An 18,697-nucleotide genomic window follows, 5' to 3' on the forward strand; every position below is an offset into this window, starting at 1 on the left:
TGTTCAATGATATAGTTATCGAGAAACTGTGTAAACAGCTTACCCTTTGACGGAACCGAGCAAAACGCCCTTGGCGAAATGCTTCTGCAAGAACGGATACACAATCAGAATCGGCAGTGTGGAAACCACGATCACGGCCATCTTGATACTTTGCTCCGGTGGCTGAACGAAGTCGGCCTCAAGCGCCGTGGAATCCCCGAGCCCGCCGCCGTCGGACATGATAACGATCTGCCGCAGCAGCACCTGAATCGGCCACTTGGTGGAATCGTTAATGTAGAGCACGGCGCTGAAGAAGGTGTTCCAATGCCCTACCGCGTAGAACAGCGAGAAGGTCGCGATAGCCGGCAGCGAGAGCGGCATGACAATGCGGAACAGAATGCCCGGGTCGCTGCAGCCGTCGATTTTGGCGGATTCCTCCAGACCCTCCGGCATCTGCTGGAAGAAGTTGCGCAAAATAATCAGGTTAAATGCGCTGATAGCGCCCGGAATGAGCAAGGACCAATAGGTATCGATCATGCCGAGCTCCTTGACGATCAGGAACGTCGGGATCATCCCACCGCTGAACAGCATCGTGAAAATAACCGCCATTTGGATCGGCCTGCGGTAATCCAGATCCCTTCGGGCCAACGGATAGGCCATCAGGCACGTCATGAAAATATTGATCAGTGTACCTACGACAGTAATGTAAATGGTCACTCCCATGCTTTTCATCAAGGTGCCGGTGGAGAAGATGTACTCATACGAGCTCAGCGTAAATTCGGTCGGGAACAGAATGAAGCCTCTCTCCAGCAGCTCCTTCTGGGTAGCGAACGAGCCCGCAATGATATAGATGAACGGAATCAGGGTCGAGAGTGCGAAAATAAGCAGCAGCGAGATATTGACGGTATCGAATAGCCTGCTGCCTAAGGAACGGTCTTTAACCATGGGACAGCCTCCTTTCCAAGTAAAATTACACTATGCCTTCCTCGCCCATTTTTTTGGCGATATAGTTGGAAGCCGCGACTAGCACCAAGCCGACGATCGATTTGAACAAGCCGACAGCCGTACTGTAGCTGTATTGCCCCTCCGAGATCCCTGTGGAATACACGTAGGTGTCGAACACCTCGCCTACCTCGCGGTTCATCGCGTTCAGCATGAGCCAAATTTGCTCGAAGCCGGTGTCGAGGAAGTTGCCGAGCCTTAGAATCAGCAGGATGACAATCGTCGAGCGAATCGCCGGTATCGTAATATGGAGCAGCTGCTGGAACCGGTTCGCCCCGTCCATGCGTGCCGCTTCATAGAGCTGCGGGTCGACGCCTGCCAAAGCCGCGAGGAAAATGATCGTTCCCCAGCCGGTCTCCTTCCAGATCACCTCGGCGGTGATGAAGGTACGGAACCAGTCGGCGCTGAGCAGGAAATTGATTTTCTCCCCGCCGAGAGACTCGATCGCCTCGTTAACCAGTCCTCCCTCGGTTGTGAAAAACAAGTACACAATCGATACGATAACGACCCAGGACATAAAGTGCGGTACGTAGACGACCGTTTGAATCGTGCGCTTCAAAAACTCCATCCGCAGCTCATTCAGCATCAAGGCCATAATGATCGGCAAGGGAAAGAAAAACACGATATTGTAGATCGCCAGGATAAACGTGTTTTTCAGCAGCTGCCAGAACAGCGGGTCGCCGAAAAACCGGTTAAAGTGCTTCATCCCTACCCATTGACTATCCCAGAAGCCAAGGAACGGCTGATAATTTTTGAAGGCGATGAGTACTCCGTACATGGGTAAATACTTAAAAATGAGAAAATAGAGGACGCCGGGGAGCAGCATGATATACAGCCACCGATTGCGGAGCATGCGTCTTGCACGCTGCTTTCGATATATTTTACTCTCCGGGACCTGGGCGGCTATGGCCGTTTCCGTGCGCATCGTGTTCCTTCCTTTCTGTTCTTACATCGAATGATCGTGCCGCCGATTGGCTCCGGCTGCTACTCCTGCATCATAGGGGAGGCTCTTCATTGCCGTCCATAGTCATTCCTGCACGAGTTCCCCCGCACATCTGAAACCCTGATAAATCAATGGTTTTTCCAGGGTATAGTCATCATGAAATAAGCTATAGTCATTGTTTGACTATAACTTATTGATACCTGCCTGTGACGCCTGTCACATCGCTAAGGCCCCGGGCATGATAAAGTATAGATGTAAGGAAGAAGCAGAGAATCATTAGAAAGGAACTTGAGCGATGAACACAAGAAAACGTTCCTCTGCACGATCCTGGTTGACTTATTTCAGAATATTATGTGAAAAATTTCACCACTTAACCTAGGAGATGATGGTCATGATGGCAAAATGGCTCAGAGAAAATAAATATGCGGCAGGGCTTCTGCTTTTCGTCCGGCTGTACCTCGGATATCAGTGGCTTACGGCAGGCTGGCACAAGCTTACAGGCGGCTTCGATGCCGGCGGATTCCTCAAAAATGCCGTCGCCAAACCAATTGTCGATAAAGCGACGGGCGATCTGGTTTATCCGACCTTCACCGCATTCGTTGATCGTTTCGCGCTGCCTAACGTAAAAATCATTAACTTCCTGATCCCGCTCGGTGAATTCCTGGTTGGCCTCGGCTTGGTCCTTGGCGGTTTGACCGCTGCCGCAGCCTTCTTCGGTTTGTTGATGAACTTCATGTTCATGTTCGCCGGCACGGTAAGCACGAACCCATGGCTGGTACTGATCGGCGGAATCGTAATCCTGGCCGGTGCCAACGCCGGCAGATTCGGCCTCGACTACTATTTGCTCCCGGCGCTGCGCAAGCTGTTTACGCATAAGAAGGACGGCGCCGCCGGTACCGGTACGAAGCCTGCTCCGGCGCATGGATAATACAAAACCCGCAGCCAGCCGGCTGCGGGTTTTCTCCTACTACCAGTTATAAGGTAAACCTTCTCGTAAGCTGCTCCAACCGCTCGGACATCATCTTGAGATGTTCTGTGGAGTCGGTCATCTGCTGCATGGCCGCCAGCTGCTCCTCCGATGCCTGGGAAATGCCGTGGAACTGCTCGGACGTGTAACGGATTAAACGATCGGTTTCATCCGCAGAAGCCAGAACCTGCTCGGTCCCCGCGGCAATCTCTTCGGAAACAGCGGATACCTCTTGAATTTGCGCCGCTACCTTGTCCACTTCGTTGACAATCCGCTCGAACGCCTCTCCCGCCTTGGCTACGACAACCAGACCGGCCTCCACCTCTTGCGTCTCCGCGTTGAAGCCTTTCACCACCTTCTCTGTGCTGGTCAGAATCGCATCGATCAATTCGTTGATCCGAGCCGCCGATTCCTCCGATTGCACCGCAAGCTTCCGCACTTCATCGGCCACAACGGCGAATCCTTTGCCGTGCTCACCCGCCCTCGCCGCTTCAATCCCCGCATTAAGCGCGAGCAGGTTGGTTTGAGTCGAAATGGCTCTGATAACGTCTATGATCTGCCTTACTTGACCGGAATGCTCGGTCAAGTAATCCACGTCCTTAGCCATCCCCTGAGCCGAAGCCTGAATCGACTCCATTTGCCTGACAGCCTCCCGGATGAGCCCGTTTCCGCTTCTTGCCGCAGCGGACGCCTCTTGGGCCGCCGTTGCGGAGACGGATAAGGAATCGGCCACGCGTTGAACGCCTGCTCCTACCTCATTCATCGACTTAAACGTTTCTTCGCTGCACTGAACCTGACGCTTCGCCGTTCCGGCGACTTCTGCAAGATACGCGTTGATTCTCTGATTCGAAATGCTCGTGGCTTCCGCACTCTCCGCATGCACACGGGTAGACTGCCGCAAATCCTGCACGCTTCTTTGGATTTCCTGTATCATTTCTCTCAGCACGGTAACCATCGTCCGGAATGCTTGGGCCAGGCGATGAATTTCGTCCCGACCCTTGACTTCCTCGCGTGTTCTTAAATCGCCTTCCTGCACCTTCTGTATATCCCGGGTCAGCCTTACCACCGGAGAGACAATCAATCTCGAGAAAATATAGGTAATAACAATCGCTGCCAATAAAACCGCTCCCATGGTGTAGAGCGTTTTCTTTTTATTTTCCTTGAGCAATGCATAAACGCCCGATGCATCAAAGTCCGCTCCAACGATGCCCAGCATTTCGCCGGAGGGGGTGACGATCGGGACATACGCCGACAGCACCGCGCCGTAGGCTTCCGTCTCCATAAGCTCGCCTACCTGAGCCTTGCCCTCATGAAGCGCAGCGATTTGCTCCTTACCCATCTCCTCCTCCACCGAGCCGAGCGGGGAGAAATCGTCACTTGGGGCATCCAGCGGCATTCCATCTACCATATAAATGTATTGCGAACGATCCCCTTGCTTGCGCTCGGCCATTGTGTATAGATACTTCAGATGGTTGGCCTCGCGGATTTGATTCAGCTGAAGCCTCAGCTCCCGATAATAGGCGTTCTCTCCCGTCTCCGGTGTAATCCCCCGGTATTTTTCAATTTGAATTTGCTTGGATGCATATTCGGCAATGCTTCTGGCTTGTTCCCCAACGGAACGGGTAATCAGATCAACGGAGGAGGTATAAAGCTGATAGCTTACGAGTGAACCGGATAATAACAGGATAAGGGAAAAGACGAGCGTAATGCGCAGATGAAGGCTCTTCAAGCAGGATCTCACCTCTGAGTGTAATTAGTATTAGGTTGTTAGACTCATATGGTATTAAGATACCACATTTTCCGATAGGATTTGACAAAATCTTTTTAATACACAAACAGCTCACCTCCAATTCCGGCATGGTGAGCTGTTCCGTCGATTAGTCTTCCATAGATTTCTCCAGACGCTGTTTGACTTCAGGCCACTCCTTGTCCGTAATGCTGTAGTAGACGGAGTCCCTCACATAGCCGTCGGGCAAAATCATATGGTTGCGCAATATTCCTTCCTTCACCGCTCCAAGCCGTTCGATCGCCCGCTGCGATCTGAGGTTGCGGCTGTCCGTCTTGAGCTGTACCCGAATCATTCCCAGCGACTCGAAGCAGTGCTTCAGCAGCAGATACTTGCACTCTGTATTCACGAAGGTTCTCCAAACGGCCGGGGTTAACCAGGTGGAGCCGATCTCCACCCCTCGATTCGCATGCGAAAAATCAAATAGTCGTGTGCTGCCAACTATTCTGTTAGACGACAGCTCACTGATGACGAAGGGTATGGCATTGGATTGCTCGAGTGCTTTCGCTATGTAAGCCCGTGCATCATCTAGGGATTCGATTCGTCCTTGGGTGAGCTCCCAAATCTCCGGGAACCTTCCGGCTTCATAAATTCCTTCATCATGACCCGCTTCCATCGGAACCAATTTGATTTTATTACCAATGAGTATAGTGTTTTTATTTATATTTTCCATCATAAGGCTCTCCTCTTAATTAAGCTGTAAATCATTTTAACATAAGATAAAAAAATTCCGAGAATAATTTATATATTCCTTGACGGGAATATTCCTATTATGGTATATTAAGTTCATCAAAGAGAGCCACGATAACACACGGCATCCAAGGAGGTATCTGCTCCATGCTATGAATACAACCATGTTAAGCGCATTGGCCGAATCGAACCGATTGCAGATTGTAGAATTGTTATGCAGCGGTCCTCTTACGGTTGGAGAGGTCGCAGATCGGCTTCATATTCGCCAGCCGCAGGCCTCTAAGCATCTGAAGGTGCTGCTGGAAGCCGGGCTTGTCGAGGTCGAAGCCGACGCCAACCGGCGCATTTACAAGCTGAGGCTCGAGCCTTTTAAGGAGCTGAACGCTTGGCTGGAGGGCTATCGCGACATCTGGGAGAATCGTTTCGATAACCTGAATCATTATTTGCAGCAGCTTTTCCAAAAAGAGCAAAAGCAGGAGGAATAACCGATGGTACAAGGACCTTCCCTAGGCAATGCACAAACGTCCATACAAGGACGGGAGCTTCAGGTGAAACGCACGTTTCAAGCTCCCCGGGAACTCGTGTTCGAGGTATGGACTGACCCGAAGCACCTGCCGAATTGGTGGGGACCGAGCGGGTTCACGATTACGATTCATTCGATGGAGGTAAAACCGGGCGGCGCTTGGCGCTACATCATGCACGGCCCGGACGGGACGGACTACGACAATGTCATCCGTTACCTGGAGGTCGTCCGGCCGGAGAGGCTCGTCTACAACCACGGCGATACCGAGAATGAAGAGCAGTTTCATGTGACGGTCACCTTCGTCGCCCAAGGGAACACAACGGAGCTGACCATGCTAAGCCGCTTCCCGTCCGCCGAGGATCTGCAGATGGCCGTGGAGCAATACGGCGCCGTCGAAGGCGCGAAGCAGACGCTGGATCGTCTGGAAGCCGAGCTTGTCAAGCTGACCATGTAGCTTTTGCTATGAAAACGAATATAAATGATGCCGTAATGGCTAAGGAGGAATCATATCCATGTCAAACCATACTTCTTACCCTATGATGTCCCGAATTGAAGGCCAGACCCTTGTGCTGGAGCGCGTCTTCAATGCTCCCCGCTCCCTTGTATATCAAGCGTTCTCGGAAGCGGAGCATCTGAAACATTGGTGGGGTCCGCGCGGCTGGGGGCTGACGGTTTGCGACCTTGATTTCCGCGTGGGCGGGTTCTGGCACTACTGCATGAAATGTTTGGATAAAAATCAAGGCGATTTCTACGGGATGGAGTCCTGGGGCAAGTCCGAATACAAAGACATCGTCCACGACGAGCGGATCGTTCAGACCGACTGGTTCTCCGATGAGGAAGGGAATATTGCCGAAGGAATGCCGGGTTCGTTGATTACCACCATCTTCGAGGACTTTGAGGGTAAGACGAAGCTCATCAGCCGAGGGGAATATCAATCTGCGGAAGAACTGCAAAAGGTGATGGATATGGGCATGCTGCAGGGCGTTACCGAGACATGGGACCGCCTGAGCGAGCTGCTGGAAACATTGAAATAACCGGGAAGATAAGCAAGCGGAGGATCTGTAAAAAGATTCTCCGCTTCTTTATGCTTTACCGGCCTTTACGTCTCGGTTGATGCATACCACTGAGCTATGGTAACAAGTCCCTCCGATAAGTAAAAAAACCTGCGCAAAAGCGCCGACGTTGTTCTGGCCACGATCCAATATTTCGCGTCGCCTCCTCGCCACCCCCCTACGTGGAAAATCATGCTAAAAAATAGGGAGCTTTCTGTCGATAAAATATATATTCTGTCAAAAAAAAGAAAGGTGATGATCCGCAACTCATGTTTTCCGGAACAAGAAAGCTCCTTCTGATTCTACTTGTGACCCTGCTTGCTTCTTCCGGGCTTCTCGGCGGCACCGTCTCTTACGCGGAGGAAATATCCAAGCTGGTGCTGAACAAGAACGAGCTCACCATGGAAGTAGGAGGCACGGCGAGCCTTACGGCTACCGCAGTCTATGTCAGTAACAATACGGAATCGGTCACGATCAAGACGGACTGGAACTCCGGTGACCCGGACATAGCAACCGTGTACGCCGGCTCCGTTACGGCGAAGAAGGAAGGAAAGGCTGTCATTACAGCTACCTATATGGGCAAAACGGTCATTGTGAACGTTACCGTCACCAAGAAGGTTCGTTCCCTGATTAAGGATAAGCAGAGGATCGACCTGCGTAAAGGTCAGGACGAGCAAATCAAGCTCACGGCCTATTATGACGACGGCACCTCCGAGGAGGTCACCTCGAAGGCTGAATGGAACATCGACAACGGTCAGGTAGCCACTGTGGTTAACGGCCTGGTGACTGCGCAGGGTGCCGGAACCGCTATTATTACGGCCAAGTACATCGGTCAAAGCGTATCCATTCCTGTCAGCATCGAAATCGTCAAAAGAGTAGACCCTTCGTTAAGCCGGGTATCCTTGCTCTTGAACGGCACGGAGACTATCAAGCTTGAAGCTACTTATCCCGACGGCACGAAGGAAGATGTCACCGATCAAGCGGAGTGGGAGTCGGCGGATCCTTCCATTGCCGATGTATTGAAGGGGACCGTCACAGGCTACGGCCCAGGCCAGACGGAGATTGTGGCCACGTACGGCACCAAGTCGACCACCATCAACGTCGAAGTCGATCGCGCAATCAAGCTCGGGCTGGACAAGAGCAGCCTACTCCTGGACAAGGATGCTACGTATCAGGCTAAGCTCACAGCTACCTACAGCAACGACAGCACGGAGGATATCACCGAAAGAGCCGTTTGGACATCCAGCAATAAAGAGGTGGCTAGTGTAGTAAACGGCCGCATTGTTGCCCACGCTATCGGTGAAGCGATCATTACCGCCAACTACGGGGACAAAAGCGCATCGCTTCAGGTTGACGTCGAGGTTCCGCGGCGCCTGGAGCTGAACAAGGAAGTCGTCTATTTGCAGACAGAGCAATCCGAGCAGCTTACATTAACTGCCACCTATGCCGATGGAACTTCCAAGAATGTAACCGCCTTTGGCGTATGGTCCGTCGATAAGGAACAGATCGCCTATGTAGCGAAAGGGAAGGTTACGACCTACCGCGCCGGCGAAGCTACGGTGACAGCCGAGTACGGCGGGAAGACGGTCACCGCCAAAATCGCAGTCGACATCCCTATCAGCCTGATTGCGAGCAAGAAAGCCGTCAGCTTCCAAAACGGCGGAAGTGAGCAGATCACGCTAAAAGCCATTTATTCGGACGGACGCGAGACGGACATCACGGATAAGGCCGAATGGACCTCCAGCTCCACCTCCGTCGCCGAGGTAAGCAAAGGGCTGATTACCGGCGTGGGTACAGGGGCTGTCACGGTTACGGCCAAGTATGGCACAAGACAAACGACGGTGCAGGTTTCGGTAGGCGTATTGAAAAGCTTGACCAGTACGGCGGAAAGCAATCTCTCCTTGAAAAAGGGAGCCAAGCAAACGCTGGAGGTAACCGCGGCTTATGTAGACGGGACGACCAAGACAGTTACGAACGAAGCGACATGGGCGAGCTCCGACACGAAAGTCGTGAAGGTCGATGCGGGTGTTGTTACGGCATTAACCTCGGGTAAGGCTAACGTGACGGCTGAATTTGACGGTAAAACGTTAACCTTCGAGATTCGTGTCGATTTGGCCGATAAGCTCATGGCGACTCCTTCCTACGTTTCGATCGATTTGGGAGAGAGGAAGCAGCTCAAGCTGGAGGCTAAGGATGGTACAGGTCAAACCATCGATGTGACCGGTGAAGCGGAGTGGACCTCCAATAATCTTCAGGTTGCCGAAGTTAGCGGCGGTCTCGTCATCCCTGTCGCGCGCGGCAAAGTGAACGTCACCGCCAAGTACGGCGGCCAAACGGTCACCATTCCCGTTGAAATCGGCGTTGTGGATGTGCTGGAAATCAATAAGAAATATGCCGTTATGCGCACCGGCCAGACGCTGCAGCTCGAGCTGCTGGCGACCCTGACCGACGGAAGCAAGAAGGATCTTGCCTCCTCGGCTCAATGGAAATCCAGCGCTTATAAGATAGCCGACGTATCGAACGGAATGATCACCGCCGTAAGCTCAGGCAAAGCTACCATCACCGCTACGTTCGGAGGCAAGACCGTATCGATCCCGGTAGAGATCGACGTACTGAAGTACTTAAAGACTGACGTTGTCACCTTAACTATGGAGACAGGGAAAACCGCCGAGGTAAAGGCGACGGCTACCTTCTCCGATCAAACGGAGGCCGACGTTTCGATCGACGGCTTATGGAGTACCTCGAACATTCGGGTTGTCGACGTGAAGGACGGGATCTTAAAGGCAACGGGGAAAGGCACGGCTACGGTTACCATATCGTACGCCGGCAAGAAGACGAGCGTTTATGTGACAGTGAAATAAGGCAAAGCAATGGAGCAGGCCCCTGGGGTCTGCTTTTTTCCTTTTCATGTGTGTATGGGAACTTGGGAACAATAGTCATTGCTCTTATTCCCATATTAGGAAAGTAGGGTATGTATGCCGTCTCTGCAAGATCCGCAAAAAATGGAGCAAGTGGGTCAATTTTATCGGCGGGTAACGGCCGCCAATAAAGATTTTATACAATATTGGCAATCGCACACCTTTCTTCACTGGGACTGGTGGACTTCATTTGCCCTAACGATCGTTCCTTGGCTGCTGTGGATCCGCTATAGGCACAAAAGCAGCACCGCCCGGCTCTTATTCGCCGGCTTTTTTGTCTTGATCGTTTCCTCCTGGCTGGACTTTATCGGCATCAGTCTAGGTTTATGGTTCTACACGGGCAAGCTTGTCCCCACTATGCCCAGTTATATGCCATGGGATGTAAGTCTCCTGCCTGTCGGCGTTATGCTGCTGATCCAAGCTAAGCCGCGATGGTCTCCCTTGCTGAAGGGATTGATTTTTGCATCCCTATGTGCCTTTGTCGGGGAGCCGATTTTCATGTGGCTTGGTTTCTATGTCACGATTCATTGGGAAATGTGGTATTCCTTTCCTATCTACCTGATCATTTACCTCCTTGCAGACCGGTTAAGCCGAGTTCGCAGCTTTGATCCCATTCAATCATACAGATGATACAGCGCTTGTCGCTCATAAGAGCTTACAATAACAGCCCGGGATACAGGTTCCCGGGCTGTTGCTGTTATTATTACGCCTCTGCCGGAGCCGGGAGCTCTTCTCCCTGCTCATTCACACCCAGTGCGTGTCTGGCCATGACTTTATATTCTTCCAGCCCGGACTTCAAAGCAAATAAGCCGATGAGTACGGGATAGGCGGCCAGTCTTTCCACAATATGCTCGTGCATTCGCGGCCATACGCGGCCCCCTGCCTTCTCGTACCGAACCAGCAGATCCGCCAATCCTTCGTTTCCGAACAAGGCATAGTAGTTCGTAAAGTCCGCAGCCGGATCTGCGACCTCCCCTTCGGTCCAATCCAATAGCCCGGTTACCTTGCCCTCGGCATTGACAAGAATATGTCCCGGATGAAGATCGCCATGTACGAGGCCCGTGTAAGGCGGCCAGTACGTCTCATCGGCCAGCCACTGCTGCCAGCGGTCCCATAAGACTCGGGAGACTCCGAAGGCATGCCGGATATCGTTCATTTGCTCCGCCATTGCAGCTCGCACCTCAGCCGGCTCCTTCACACGTACTCCGTCCCGTAGAGCTTCGTCGGAACGGATCCCATGCAATGCCGCCAGAGCTTCGGCCAAGGACTGGATGAAGGCTTCGGGGATGGCTTGCGGGTCCATATGCCAATCGTAGCTCTTGGTTTCCATGTTGATGGTAGCCATTGGAGTTCCTTCGAGCATGCGGTAAGCGATCAGCTCCTGCGTATGAACCTCCCAGCTCGGCACGGATACCGGCAGCCGGCCGGCTGCAAGGCGCAGCACGTTCCGCTCGTAGGCCGCCGATTCGATAACATCCTCTCGACGGGGCGAGCGAAGCACCCAGCGAGCGCCTTCCTTGCCGTTCGCAAAGACGGCAAAGAAATCCAAGCCGGATTCATTGCTCATGGCTGTAGAAGGCTCCACTTCAATACCGTGATTCCGGGCCAGTTCGAGTATATGCTGTACTGAATTCGTTTGATGGTTAATCGTCATCACCAATACACCTCATCCATTCGTTTATTGTTATAATGGTTGCTTATCCTAACGTAAACGAATGTACCCGATCCCCATCGTCATGTACCTCCTAAATGTATCCTGCAGCGTTATGATAATCCAATTGCTTAAGGGGTCACAAGGGAGCGTTTATTTATAAAAGGACTTTCCGGCACTCTTTTAAATCCGAAGACAGCTATACCTTTGCAGACGAAAGCGCCTTCCTCCCTGAACGGCCTAGTGGTATACTTCCCCTATGAAAGGAAGAAGGGAATGGGTATATGACCTTATTTTACTATATGGCTTCAACCAAAGAACTCCCCACCGGCTCCTTCGGCCAGAAGAAAACGACAATGAAGCTGATCGATTATTTAACCGACATCAATCCTTCCGCTAAAGAACAGGTCTCCATGCAAGCCTTGCTGGAGAAACACTCCCCTCAAGATCTCCATATCGATATTTATGAAACGGAAGAGGATGCGGCGGGTTTATATGTTACTGGTCCGATGCAGGGCCAAGATACCTACAGCGTCTTCCGATTTCCTCTCGTGTACCAGGTCAATCCTGAGGGAGGAGCCTTCCGCGTCAGTCTGGACATGCGAGAGCAATATCCCGACTCCTACCGGAATGCAAGGAAATGTGTATCCGAGCTATTCAGCTATTTGTACCGGAATATGGAGCCTGGTGAGGAGGTCGAGCTTTACTCCTGCTGGGCGCATGGAAGCGAGCGCTTCCTGGAGCCGCGGCGTAAAGAGCTGGACCTTATGATTGATCTGACAACGTTCCGAGTAGAGGATGAGTTCCATTGGGAGGAACGGCAGTATATTGTTGTGCGCAGATAGGGCTAAGTAATGCTGCGAAAAGACCGCCGAAGCTTCAACGCTTGCGGCGGTCCATTCACTATTGGAACTCGCGGGTCTTGTAGAACACCTCCGTTTATTGCGGAGGCACCGCGCTGGGGTCCATATACACCACTTCCCACAAGTGGCCGTCAATATCCTGGAAGCTTCCATAATACATGAAGCCTTGATCCTGTGATTCGTTCGAAGGCTTCCCGCCCGCTTCAATCGCCTTATTCACGATCTCGTCAACCTGCTCTTTGCTGTCGGCGGAGATGGCCAGAATCACCTCGGTGGACCGGCCCGCATCGACAATGGACTTCTTCGTGAAGGTCTGGAAAAATTCCTCGCTAAGCAGCATCGAAAAAATATTGTCCCCAATGACCAAGCATGCGGCTTTCTCATCGGTAAATTGAAGATTAAATTCAAAGCCTACCTTCGTATAAAACTCCATCGATTTTTTCACGTCTTTCACGGGCAAATTCACAAAAATTTGTTTCGTCCGGAATGCCATTTCCTATCACCTCATCGTTTATTTTCCACAATCAGAATATACCATACAAGGAATATTCCTGTAAAGGTATATTTAAACGAAAAAATCACCATGCCTCCTATACTCATGAATCGAACTGAACATAGATAAGCATGGCAGCTATAGAAAATATGTTATTTTCAATGATTCGACGCAATACGAGTACAAATGCGCAGCTGATTGCCGTCCGGATCAACGATCGTCATCATTCGAAGCCCTTCCAGGCTCTCATTCGGTGCTTCCGCAATACGGACCTGCGCTTTCTCCTTCAATTCCTCATACCAGCTATCGACATCCGGAACGAAGAAATGAATCAATCCGCCTACCTGGCAGTCTCCCGCATGCTCGGTCAAATAAAGCGTCATGTCATCCCTCGTCAACTGAGCAAAAACAGGGAAGTTCGTTTCGAACCGATGCTCCCAGTCAATATGAAAGCCCATGCCCTCCACATAAATCGGTTTACTTCTGGCATAATCGGTTATGCGAAAGGATGGAATCACCCGCTGCATTTTCAATTTCCCCTTTTTCATTAAATGGTATGAGCCGGCCCTTACCGGTTGACGTGAAAATCCGGAGCCTTGTCCGCTACAAGATTCAAGACAACGTTATGCTCGAGAAGCGCCTTAAGACCGCAAAGCACCATCGTGTATCCGCCCATTGAATCGATGGCTTGTCCCACAATCTCATCCCCTGTACCAATAAACCCTGAGTTCGTAATGGTAACGAAGGTTTCGTTATTCGCGCGCGGAGTAAAAACCCATTCGATCTCCGTTTGATCCGACGACACAACCAGAATCCGACGGTTCGACTCCAATTGCCTCACGTACACGTCATCTCCTACGCCGTACATCTCCCAATCCCAACGAATCTGCTTTCCTTCTTCCAGTCGGCCGCTGCTCTTGGTAAACCAAAACCGGGTCGTTATGGCCGGGTCGACAAAAGCTTCAAACACCTCATTCACGGGCTTTCTTATCAGCATCTCCGCTTTGACAATCGGCTGCTGTGTCAACATGGTCATGCTCTGTACTCCCTTCCATCAACAGGATTCCCTCTCATTATAACGCAAAACCCCCTTTTCCATTTCTTGTATTTTGCTAAACACGCAAAAAAGCCCGCCGCGTTTATTTCGCAGCAGGCTTGGAAGCCAGCACCTGTGCCCCTTCTTGGGCCGGTACTTTCTTATGTCGAAGGGCCAGGGTAAGCGGCAGCGCCACAACAACAAGCAGAGCGCTGATTAAGAACACCTCTTGGATGCTCACCGAAAGGGCCCATACAGTTGCTTTACTGTCCGTCGCTCCCGCCTTGCTCAGGTGTGTCGAGGTTCTCGTGGTCAGGATGGAGCTGAAAATGCTGACGGATAACGCGGCCAAGCCCTGGCGAATCCAGTTCATCAGCGCTGAGGCTTGCCCCGACAGCTCGCTTGGCACAGAGCTCATCCCTGCGTTCGTTACCGGCATGTTACTAAGGGCGATCCCGATATACCGGACCGCAATCCAGGCTGCAATAAAGAAGGTCCCGGAAGCAAGATCCAGCCGGCTCAGCGCCCAGGTAGAGATGACCATCAGCACGGCACCGCTAAGGATGAGCCGGAACGGGCCTACCTTGTTGTACACCTTGCCGACCCCGAAGGAAAAGAGCGCCATAGCCAGCGTCCCCGGCAGCATGACCAGACCGGTATGAAGCGTCGTCGAGTGCTGAATCTTCTGCATATAGATGGGAACCAGGAACGTCCCCGCATATAGTGAAATGGTAATGATACAATTGAGAATCAAGCTGTACGTGAAGCGTGGAATTCGGAACAATCGCAGCTGCAGCAGCGGCTGCTTTACCTTGAGGCTGCGAACGATAAAGTACGTGATCAAGAGAAGGCCCGCTCCCAGGAGGGTCAGCGTCTTCCACGAGGTCCATCCCCAGCTGCCGCTTTGGCTAAATACGGTGAGTAATGAGCTGGTGCCGAGGATCACGGACACAAAACCCGGCACATCGAGAGTAACGCCGCGGCTTAAACGGTAATACGGAATATTCCTCGCGGCCGCCGCAATGGCTATTAGTCCGACTGGGATATTTAGGGCAAACAGCGCCTTCCAGTCCCAATATTCCGTTAGCCATCCCCCGATCGTAGGGCCGAAGGCCGGAGCCAGCATGGCGGAGGCGCTCCACAAGCTTATGCCGAGCGCCTGCTTCTCCTTAGGGATGACCTGGTAGATGATCGTCATCGTCGTAGGCATGATGATGCCGCTGAACAAGCCTTGAACGATTCGGAAGGCAATCAGCGATTCCACGTTCCAAGCGAACATACACAGCGCTGAGGCTAGAGTAAAGCCGACCAAAGCCCCTACATAGAGCCGCTTATAGCTCAGCTTATCTCCAAGAAATCCGATGACCGGGGCAATGACCCCCGTCGCCAGCATGAAGCCGGAAATCATCCATTGGACGGTATGCAGCGGCGCCTGAAAATCGTCCATGAACACCGGCAAAGCCACGTTGATGGTCGTCGTGCTTAGTACAGCCATGAAATTCCCGAAGAAAATGGCGGCTATGATGCTCCAGAATGGGGGCGTATTTGAATTTGAATTTGAATTTGAATTTGAATTTGAATTTGAATTTGAATTTGAATCCGACATCGAAACCTTCCTTCCCCTTTTCCGAAGATAGTTGTATCACGAAAGTATTTAGTTGTATTATACAACTATATGACGTGATGTCAATCACGTATGCGAACACCGTCCTGTCCATTTTTAAAAATGAAGTTCATATGCTACCATAAGCTGTATAGAAATTAGCTGTCGATGAGGTGTCTATCGTTATGAATCAGCCTTCCCTGGAAACCGTTGAGCTTGAGCTTGCAATCCTGCTTCGCCGGGTAACTTCCACCAATAAGCAATTAGGCACGCTTGATCGATCCGCTTACTTGCTCCTGCACCAAATCGCTTCGCACGGCTCGGCCGGAGTGAAGGCATTGGCCGATGAATTCTACTTGGACATCTCTACGGTGAGCCGGCAAACCTCCGCACTGGAGCAAAAGGGCTATGTCACCCGCATTCCCGATCCGTCGGATGGCAGGGCTTACTCCCTTCAAATCACGGAGCTCGGCCTGCAGGAGCTCGCGAACACTAGACAGGCGCGCTTAGCCCGAATAACGGAGCTGATGAAGGAATTTACCGAAGAGGAGCAGGAGACCTTCGGAAGGCTGCTGGTGAAGTTCAACCGAACCTTTCGGAAATAAGACGACGGGAGCCATCCTGCGATCCTACAGAAGCGACTTGAAGGAATGACGGATGACGTCCCCGCGGCTAATAATGCCTACCAGCACGCCGCGCCGTTCTACGGGCAGCTTCTTAATCCGTTTTTTGCCGAGGAGGGCCGCAATATTCTCAATATCCTCATCCCATGCCACGGTGAAAACCTTCTTCTGGGCTATTGCCAGCACATTCACATTCAAAATCCGCTTAGCCCTCTCCTCATATTGCTCATCATCCCCGTGGATCACTCCCATATAAAAGAAGAAATCCACCACCTGATCCTCATGCTTCCCGATGTATCGCATAATGTCTCCGTCACTAATATAAGCGACAATCTCATTGCGATCATTCACCACGGGCATTCCGCTGATCCGGTACTTGATGAATTTCTCCACAACAGACCTGACCGTATCATCTACCTTCACCTTATAGACCGGACTGATCATAATTTCATGAGCTTGCATTCCTGCTTCCTCCCCATAGGAAAACGATGCAGACCGCCTTCGATCTGCATCGTTTCATTCATCGCATCTTGTTATTGTAAAGCCGGCTTTGCCTCTTGCGCCTTTTCCGTCTCGCCCTCCGAAGGTACTTTGTTCGAGGTACGAAGCGGAATTTCCCGCAGGAACACAGTAAGAACGAACGCTACGACGACTAGCGCGGTACCGGCCAGGAATACCGTCGTAAGTGAAGTGCTAAGCGCTTCGCGCAGCATGGCGACCATCTCTACAATGATCGGCTTGACGTTAGCCGGCATCGAGTCCATCAGCTGAGCTAGCCGCGGCTGATCGAGCAGCATGGATGGATTCTGAAACGGAGCCAGCTGCTGCGCCAGCTGAGGATCCATCGTAGAAGTGTTGAAGCCCGGATGGGCAGCTGCAGCCTTCGTCAGGTTGTTCTTTAGGCTGGTCGTCATGATCGTTCCCATGACGGCGATCCCGATCGTTCCTCCCAGGTTTCGGAACAGCTGCGAGGATGCCGTAGCGACCCCGAGGTCCTTAGGGCTGACTGCGTTTTGCACGGTAAGCGAGAATACCGGCATCCCTACGCCTAAACCAAAACCAAAGACAATCATGGCTACCACAGCCAGCCATACTGTATTCATATATGCCATAATGATCATGCCGATGATCATAATCGGCAGACCCAGCAGCGCGTATCGCTTATATTTTCCCGATTTGCTTATCCATCTGCCCGTAATGGTGCTTAACACGACCATCGCAATGGACATCGGCATAGTCACATAACCGGAATAGGTTGGGGAGATGCCTTCTACCCCTTGCACAAAGAAAGGAAGATAGATCAGCGCGCCCATCATACCGGCATTCATTAGGAAGCCGACACTGTTCGAAATCGTCACGATATCGTTACGGAATAAGGACAGCGGAAGCACAGGGCTTTTCGCTTTGGTTTCCGCAAAGATAAAGGCGATCAGGAATACCACTGCGGCTCCGAACAAGCTAAGCACTTCGGTGGAGCCCCAAGCATACTTGGTACCCGCGAAGGAAAAACCGAGCAGCAGCGGGACAATCGTTAAAGTAAGGAAGAGTGAGCCTAAATAGTCGATCGACTCGGAAGGCTTCCGTTCTACCTTCGGGAAGAGCATTAGAATCATAAAGAAAGCGACAATGCCGAGCGGAAGGAAAATCCAGAACAGCCATTTCCACTCGAGATGATCAACGAGCCAGCCGCCGAGTGTCGGCCCCAGCACACTGGAGAAACCAAACGCCGCCATCATGACTCCCGTCCATTTGCCTCGTTCACGCGGCGCGAATAAATCGCCCACCGCTGTAAACACTGACGACATGATAATGCCGGCACCGACCCCTTGAATTCCCCGGTACGTGATCAACTGAAAAATATCCTTCGAGAATCCGGTTAACAACGCACCAATCATAAATATAACAATCCCCGTAAGGATAAACGGCTTCCGGCCGTAAATATCGGACAGCTTGCCGACAAGCACGGTAGCGATCGTTGAGGTCAGCATGTAAATGTTGATAACCCAGGTATAATAGTCCATCCCGCCGAGAATGGCAATAATTCTTGGCATCGCGGTGCTGACAATCGTTTGATTGATCGCGGCGAAAAACATGGCCGTGACAATGGCAACCATGATGGTTACCTTTCGTTTATGAGATAATTCCTCCACGTATGATTCACTCCTTTATTTCTGTCTTTATCATTTTCTCCAGCATCGCGGTGACCGAATCTCTCTCTTGCGGCTCGAGTCTGGATAAATAACTGCTCAAAATGGCGTTCTTCTTCCTTATCATCAACGCCACCCTTTCCTTCCCTTCCTCGGTAAGCTCGACCAAGATAGCCCGGCGGTCCACAGGATCATCTCCCCGTTTCACATATCCGGACTTCTCCAGCCGGTCGATCATGACCGTGACGGCGCTCGGCTTGACCTCCAGCTTCTCTGCAAGCTGGGTGATCTTGCACTTCTTCTTGACGTGAATGTAGAACAGCACGAACATTTGCGGGCCGGTAATGGGGGAGTCTCGAAGAATTTCGGACTCCAGTCCACGCCTTAGCGCCATTATGGCTGTCTGAAACCGTTCAATGAG

General features: G+C 51.7%; 21 protein-coding genes. 9 read left to right on the forward strand and 12 right to left on the reverse strand.

What is annotated here, in order from left to right:
* Window positions 1-39: 39 nt before the first annotated feature.
* Together QMO62_RS16050 and QMO62_RS16055 are read right to left on the reverse strand one after the other, a co-directional pair.
* The gene (locus QMO62_RS16050) at window positions 40-924 is read right to left on the reverse strand and encodes a carbohydrate ABC transporter permease (protein WP_284642463.1); all 885 of its coding nucleotides are present in this window, start codon (window positions 922-924) and stop codon (window positions 40-42) included.
* Window positions 925-949: 25 nt separating this feature from the next.
* Window positions 950-1,906: an ABC transporter permease gene (locus tag QMO62_RS16055; RefSeq protein WP_284642466.1), complete on the reverse strand. Its 957-nt coding sequence runs from the start codon at window positions 1,904-1,906 to the stop codon at window positions 950-952.
* 409 nt (window positions 1,907-2,315) lie between these two features.
* On the opposite strand from QMO62_RS16055, the gene QMO62_RS16060 reads away from it, so the two are divergent.
* Complete coding sequence (locus QMO62_RS16060) at window positions 2,316-2,852, forward strand: DoxX family membrane protein (protein ID WP_284642468.1); 537 nt, start codon at window positions 2,316-2,318, stop codon at window positions 2,850-2,852.
* 46 nt (window positions 2,853-2,898) lie between these two features.
* On the opposite strand, the gene QMO62_RS16065 is transcribed toward QMO62_RS16060, so the two are convergent.
* Both QMO62_RS16065 and QMO62_RS16070 read right to left on the reverse strand, forming a co-directional pair.
* Window positions 2,899-4,620, reverse strand: coding sequence for a methyl-accepting chemotaxis protein (locus tag QMO62_RS16065; protein ID WP_284642470.1), 1,722 nt, complete (start codon window positions 4,618-4,620; stop codon window positions 2,899-2,901).
* Window positions 4,621-4,768: 148 nt separating this feature from the next.
* Window positions 4,769-5,353 (reverse strand): GNAT family N-acetyltransferase, encoded by a 585-nt coding sequence (locus QMO62_RS16070; protein ID WP_372516680.1) that lies wholly within the window; start codon window positions 5,351-5,353, stop codon window positions 4,769-4,771.
* 166 nt (window positions 5,354-5,519) lie between these two features.
* On the opposite strand from QMO62_RS16070, the gene QMO62_RS16075 reads away from it, so the two are divergent.
* The 5 genes from QMO62_RS16075 (at window position 5,520) to QMO62_RS16095 (ending at window position 10,490) form a co-directional block, all read left to right on the forward strand.
* Window positions 5,520-5,852, forward strand: coding sequence for an ArsR/SmtB family transcription factor (locus QMO62_RS16075; RefSeq protein ID WP_284642472.1), 333 nt, complete (start codon window positions 5,520-5,522; stop codon window positions 5,850-5,852).
* 3 nt (window positions 5,853-5,855) lie between these two features.
* Window positions 5,856-6,344 carry an SRPBCC family protein gene (locus QMO62_RS16080; RefSeq protein ID WP_284642475.1) on the forward strand — a complete coding sequence of 163 codons (489 nt, stop codon included), beginning with the start codon at window positions 5,856-5,858 and terminating at the stop codon, window positions 6,342-6,344.
* 58 nt (window positions 6,345-6,402) lie between these two features.
* Window positions 6,403-6,924, forward strand: coding sequence for an SRPBCC domain-containing protein (locus QMO62_RS16085; RefSeq protein ID WP_284642477.1), 522 nt, complete (start codon window positions 6,403-6,405; stop codon window positions 6,922-6,924).
* 287 nt (window positions 6,925-7,211) lie between these two features.
* Window positions 7,212-9,803, forward strand: coding sequence for an Ig-like domain-containing protein (locus tag QMO62_RS16090; protein ID WP_284642479.1), 2,592 nt, complete (start codon window positions 7,212-7,214; stop codon window positions 9,801-9,803).
* A gap of 114 nt (window positions 9,804-9,917) precedes the next feature.
* Window positions 9,918-10,490 carry a CBO0543 family protein gene (locus QMO62_RS16095; protein ID WP_284642481.1) on the forward strand — a complete coding sequence of 191 codons (573 nt, stop codon included), beginning with the start codon at window positions 9,918-9,920 and terminating at the stop codon, window positions 10,488-10,490.
* Window positions 10,491-10,563: 73 nt separating this feature from the next.
* Here QMO62_RS16095 and QMO62_RS16100 read toward each other — a convergent pair whose 3' ends face one another.
* Window positions 10,564-11,514: a macrolide 2'-phosphotransferase gene (locus QMO62_RS16100; protein ID WP_284642483.1), complete on the reverse strand. Its 951-nt coding sequence runs from the start codon at window positions 11,512-11,514 to the stop codon at window positions 10,564-10,566.
* A 299-nt stretch (window positions 11,515-11,813) separates the two neighbouring features.
* Between QMO62_RS16100 and QMO62_RS16105 the strand changes: the two genes are divergently transcribed.
* Complete coding sequence (locus QMO62_RS16105; protein WP_284642484.1) at window positions 11,814-12,356, forward strand: hypothetical protein; 543 nt, start codon at window positions 11,814-11,816, stop codon at window positions 12,354-12,356.
* Between the two features lie 94 nt (window positions 12,357-12,450).
* Here QMO62_RS16105 and QMO62_RS16110 read toward each other — a convergent pair whose 3' ends face one another.
* The 4 genes from QMO62_RS16110 to QMO62_RS16125 all read right to left on the reverse strand — a co-directional run bounded on the left by QMO62_RS16110 (window position 12,451) and on the right by QMO62_RS16125 (window position 15,398).
* Complete coding sequence (locus QMO62_RS16110; RefSeq protein ID WP_284642486.1) at window positions 12,451-12,867, reverse strand: VOC family protein; 417 nt, start codon at window positions 12,865-12,867, stop codon at window positions 12,451-12,453.
* Between the two features lie 158 nt (window positions 12,868-13,025).
* Window positions 13,026-13,394, reverse strand: coding sequence for a glyoxalase superfamily protein (locus QMO62_RS16115; RefSeq protein WP_284642488.1), 369 nt, complete (start codon window positions 13,392-13,394; stop codon window positions 13,026-13,028).
* Between the two features lie 41 nt (window positions 13,395-13,435).
* The gene (locus tag QMO62_RS16120) at window positions 13,436-13,903 is read right to left on the reverse strand and encodes an SRPBCC family protein (RefSeq protein WP_284642490.1); all 468 of its coding nucleotides are present in this window, start codon (window positions 13,901-13,903) and stop codon (window positions 13,436-13,438) included.
* A gap of 103 nt (window positions 13,904-14,006) precedes the next feature.
* Window positions 14,007-15,398 carry an MDR family MFS transporter gene (locus tag QMO62_RS16125; RefSeq protein WP_284642492.1) on the reverse strand — a complete coding sequence of 464 codons (1,392 nt, stop codon included), beginning with the start codon at window positions 15,396-15,398 and terminating at the stop codon, window positions 14,007-14,009.
* Here QMO62_RS16125 and QMO62_RS16130 point away from each other — a divergent pair.
* Both QMO62_RS16130 and QMO62_RS16135 read left to right on the forward strand, forming a co-directional pair.
* Window positions 15,349-15,540 carry a hypothetical protein gene (locus QMO62_RS16130; protein ID WP_284645027.1) on the forward strand — a complete coding sequence of 64 codons (192 nt, stop codon included), beginning with the start codon at window positions 15,349-15,351 and terminating at the stop codon, window positions 15,538-15,540. The two genes, QMO62_RS16125 and QMO62_RS16130, sit on opposite strands and share 50 nt — an antisense overlap.
* Before the next feature lie 151 nt (window positions 15,541-15,691).
* On the forward strand, window positions 15,692-16,111 hold the full coding sequence (locus tag QMO62_RS16135) for a MarR family winged helix-turn-helix transcriptional regulator (RefSeq protein WP_284642494.1): 420 nt from the start codon (window positions 15,692-15,694) through the stop codon (window positions 16,109-16,111).
* A gap of 24 nt (window positions 16,112-16,135) precedes the next feature.
* Here QMO62_RS16135 and QMO62_RS16140 read toward each other — a convergent pair whose 3' ends face one another.
* From QMO62_RS16140 to QMO62_RS16150, 3 genes are all read right to left on the reverse strand, one after another.
* Window positions 16,136-16,591 (reverse strand): CBS domain-containing protein, encoded by a 456-nt coding sequence (locus QMO62_RS16140; RefSeq protein ID WP_284642496.1) that lies wholly within the window; start codon window positions 16,589-16,591, stop codon window positions 16,136-16,138.
* A 71-nt stretch (window positions 16,592-16,662) separates the two neighbouring features.
* The gene (locus QMO62_RS16145) at window positions 16,663-18,279 is read right to left on the reverse strand and encodes an MDR family MFS transporter (protein ID WP_284642498.1); all 1,617 of its coding nucleotides are present in this window, start codon (window positions 18,277-18,279) and stop codon (window positions 16,663-16,665) included.
* 7 nt (window positions 18,280-18,286) lie between these two features.
* Entirely contained in the window at window positions 18,287-18,670 is a 384-nt protein-coding gene (locus QMO62_RS16150) for a MarR family winged helix-turn-helix transcriptional regulator (RefSeq protein ID WP_284642499.1), read from the reverse strand.
* Window positions 18,671-18,697: the final 27 nt, after the last annotated feature.

Origin of the sequence: Paenibacillus silviterrae (assembly GCF_030167925.1) — a bacterium.
In the GTDB taxonomy this organism is placed as follows: Bacteria; Bacillota; Bacilli; order Paenibacillales; family NBRC-103111; genus Paenibacillus_G; species Paenibacillus_G silviterrae.

Coding starts and splice junctions, on each gene's coding strand:
- QMO62_RS16050 (WP_284642463.1), bottom strand. CDS start 924: ATGGTTAAAGACCGTTCCTTAGGCAGCAGGCTATTCGATACCGTCAAT.
- QMO62_RS16055 (WP_284642466.1), bottom strand. CDS start 1,906: ATGCGCACGGAAACGGCCATAGCCGCCCAGGTCCCGGAGAGTAAAATA.
- QMO62_RS16060 (WP_284642468.1), top strand. CDS start 2,316: ATGATGGCAAAATGGCTCAGAGAAAATAAATATGCGGCAGGGCTTCTG.
- QMO62_RS16070 (WP_372516680.1), bottom strand. CDS start 5,353: ATGATGGAAAATATAAATAAAAACACTATACTCATTGGTAATAAAATC.
- QMO62_RS16075 (WP_284642472.1), top strand. CDS start 5,520: ATGAATACAACCATGTTAAGCGCATTGGCCGAATCGAACCGATTGCAG.
- QMO62_RS16080 (WP_284642475.1), top strand. CDS start 5,856: ATGGTACAAGGACCTTCCCTAGGCAATGCACAAACGTCCATACAAGGA.
- QMO62_RS16085 (WP_284642477.1), top strand. CDS start 6,403: ATGTCAAACCATACTTCTTACCCTATGATGTCCCGAATTGAAGGCCAG.
- QMO62_RS16090 (WP_284642479.1), top strand. CDS start 7,212: ATGTTTTCCGGAACAAGAAAGCTCCTTCTGATTCTACTTGTGACCCTG.
- QMO62_RS16095 (WP_284642481.1), top strand. CDS start 9,918: ATGCCGTCTCTGCAAGATCCGCAAAAAATGGAGCAAGTGGGTCAATTT.
- QMO62_RS16100 (WP_284642483.1), bottom strand. CDS start 11,514: ATGACGATTAACCATCAAACGAATTCAGTACAGCATATACTCGAACTG.
- QMO62_RS16105 (WP_284642484.1), top strand. CDS start 11,814: ATGGCTTCAACCAAAGAACTCCCCACCGGCTCCTTCGGCCAGAAGAAA.
- QMO62_RS16110 (WP_284642486.1), bottom strand. CDS start 12,867: ATGGCATTCCGGACGAAACAAATTTTTGTGAATTTGCCCGTGAAAGAC.
- QMO62_RS16115 (WP_284642488.1), bottom strand. CDS start 13,394: ATGCAGCGGGTGATTCCATCCTTTCGCATAACCGATTATGCCAGAAGT.
- QMO62_RS16120 (WP_284642490.1), bottom strand. CDS start 13,903: ATGACCATGTTGACACAGCAGCCGATTGTCAAAGCGGAGATGCTGATA.
- QMO62_RS16130 (WP_284645027.1), top strand. CDS start 15,349: ATGAACACCGGCAAAGCCACGTTGATGGTCGTCGTGCTTAGTACAGCC.
- QMO62_RS16125 (WP_284642492.1), bottom strand. CDS start 15,398: ATGGCTGTACTAAGCACGACGACCATCAACGTGGCTTTGCCGGTGTTC.
- QMO62_RS16135 (WP_284642494.1), top strand. CDS start 15,692: ATGAATCAGCCTTCCCTGGAAACCGTTGAGCTTGAGCTTGCAATCCTG.
- QMO62_RS16140 (WP_284642496.1), bottom strand. CDS start 16,591: ATGCAAGCTCATGAAATTATGATCAGTCCGGTCTATAAGGTGAAGGTA.
- QMO62_RS16150 (WP_284642499.1), bottom strand. CDS start 18,670: ATGGCGCTAAGGCGTGGACTGGAGTCCGAAATTCTTCGAGACTCCCCC.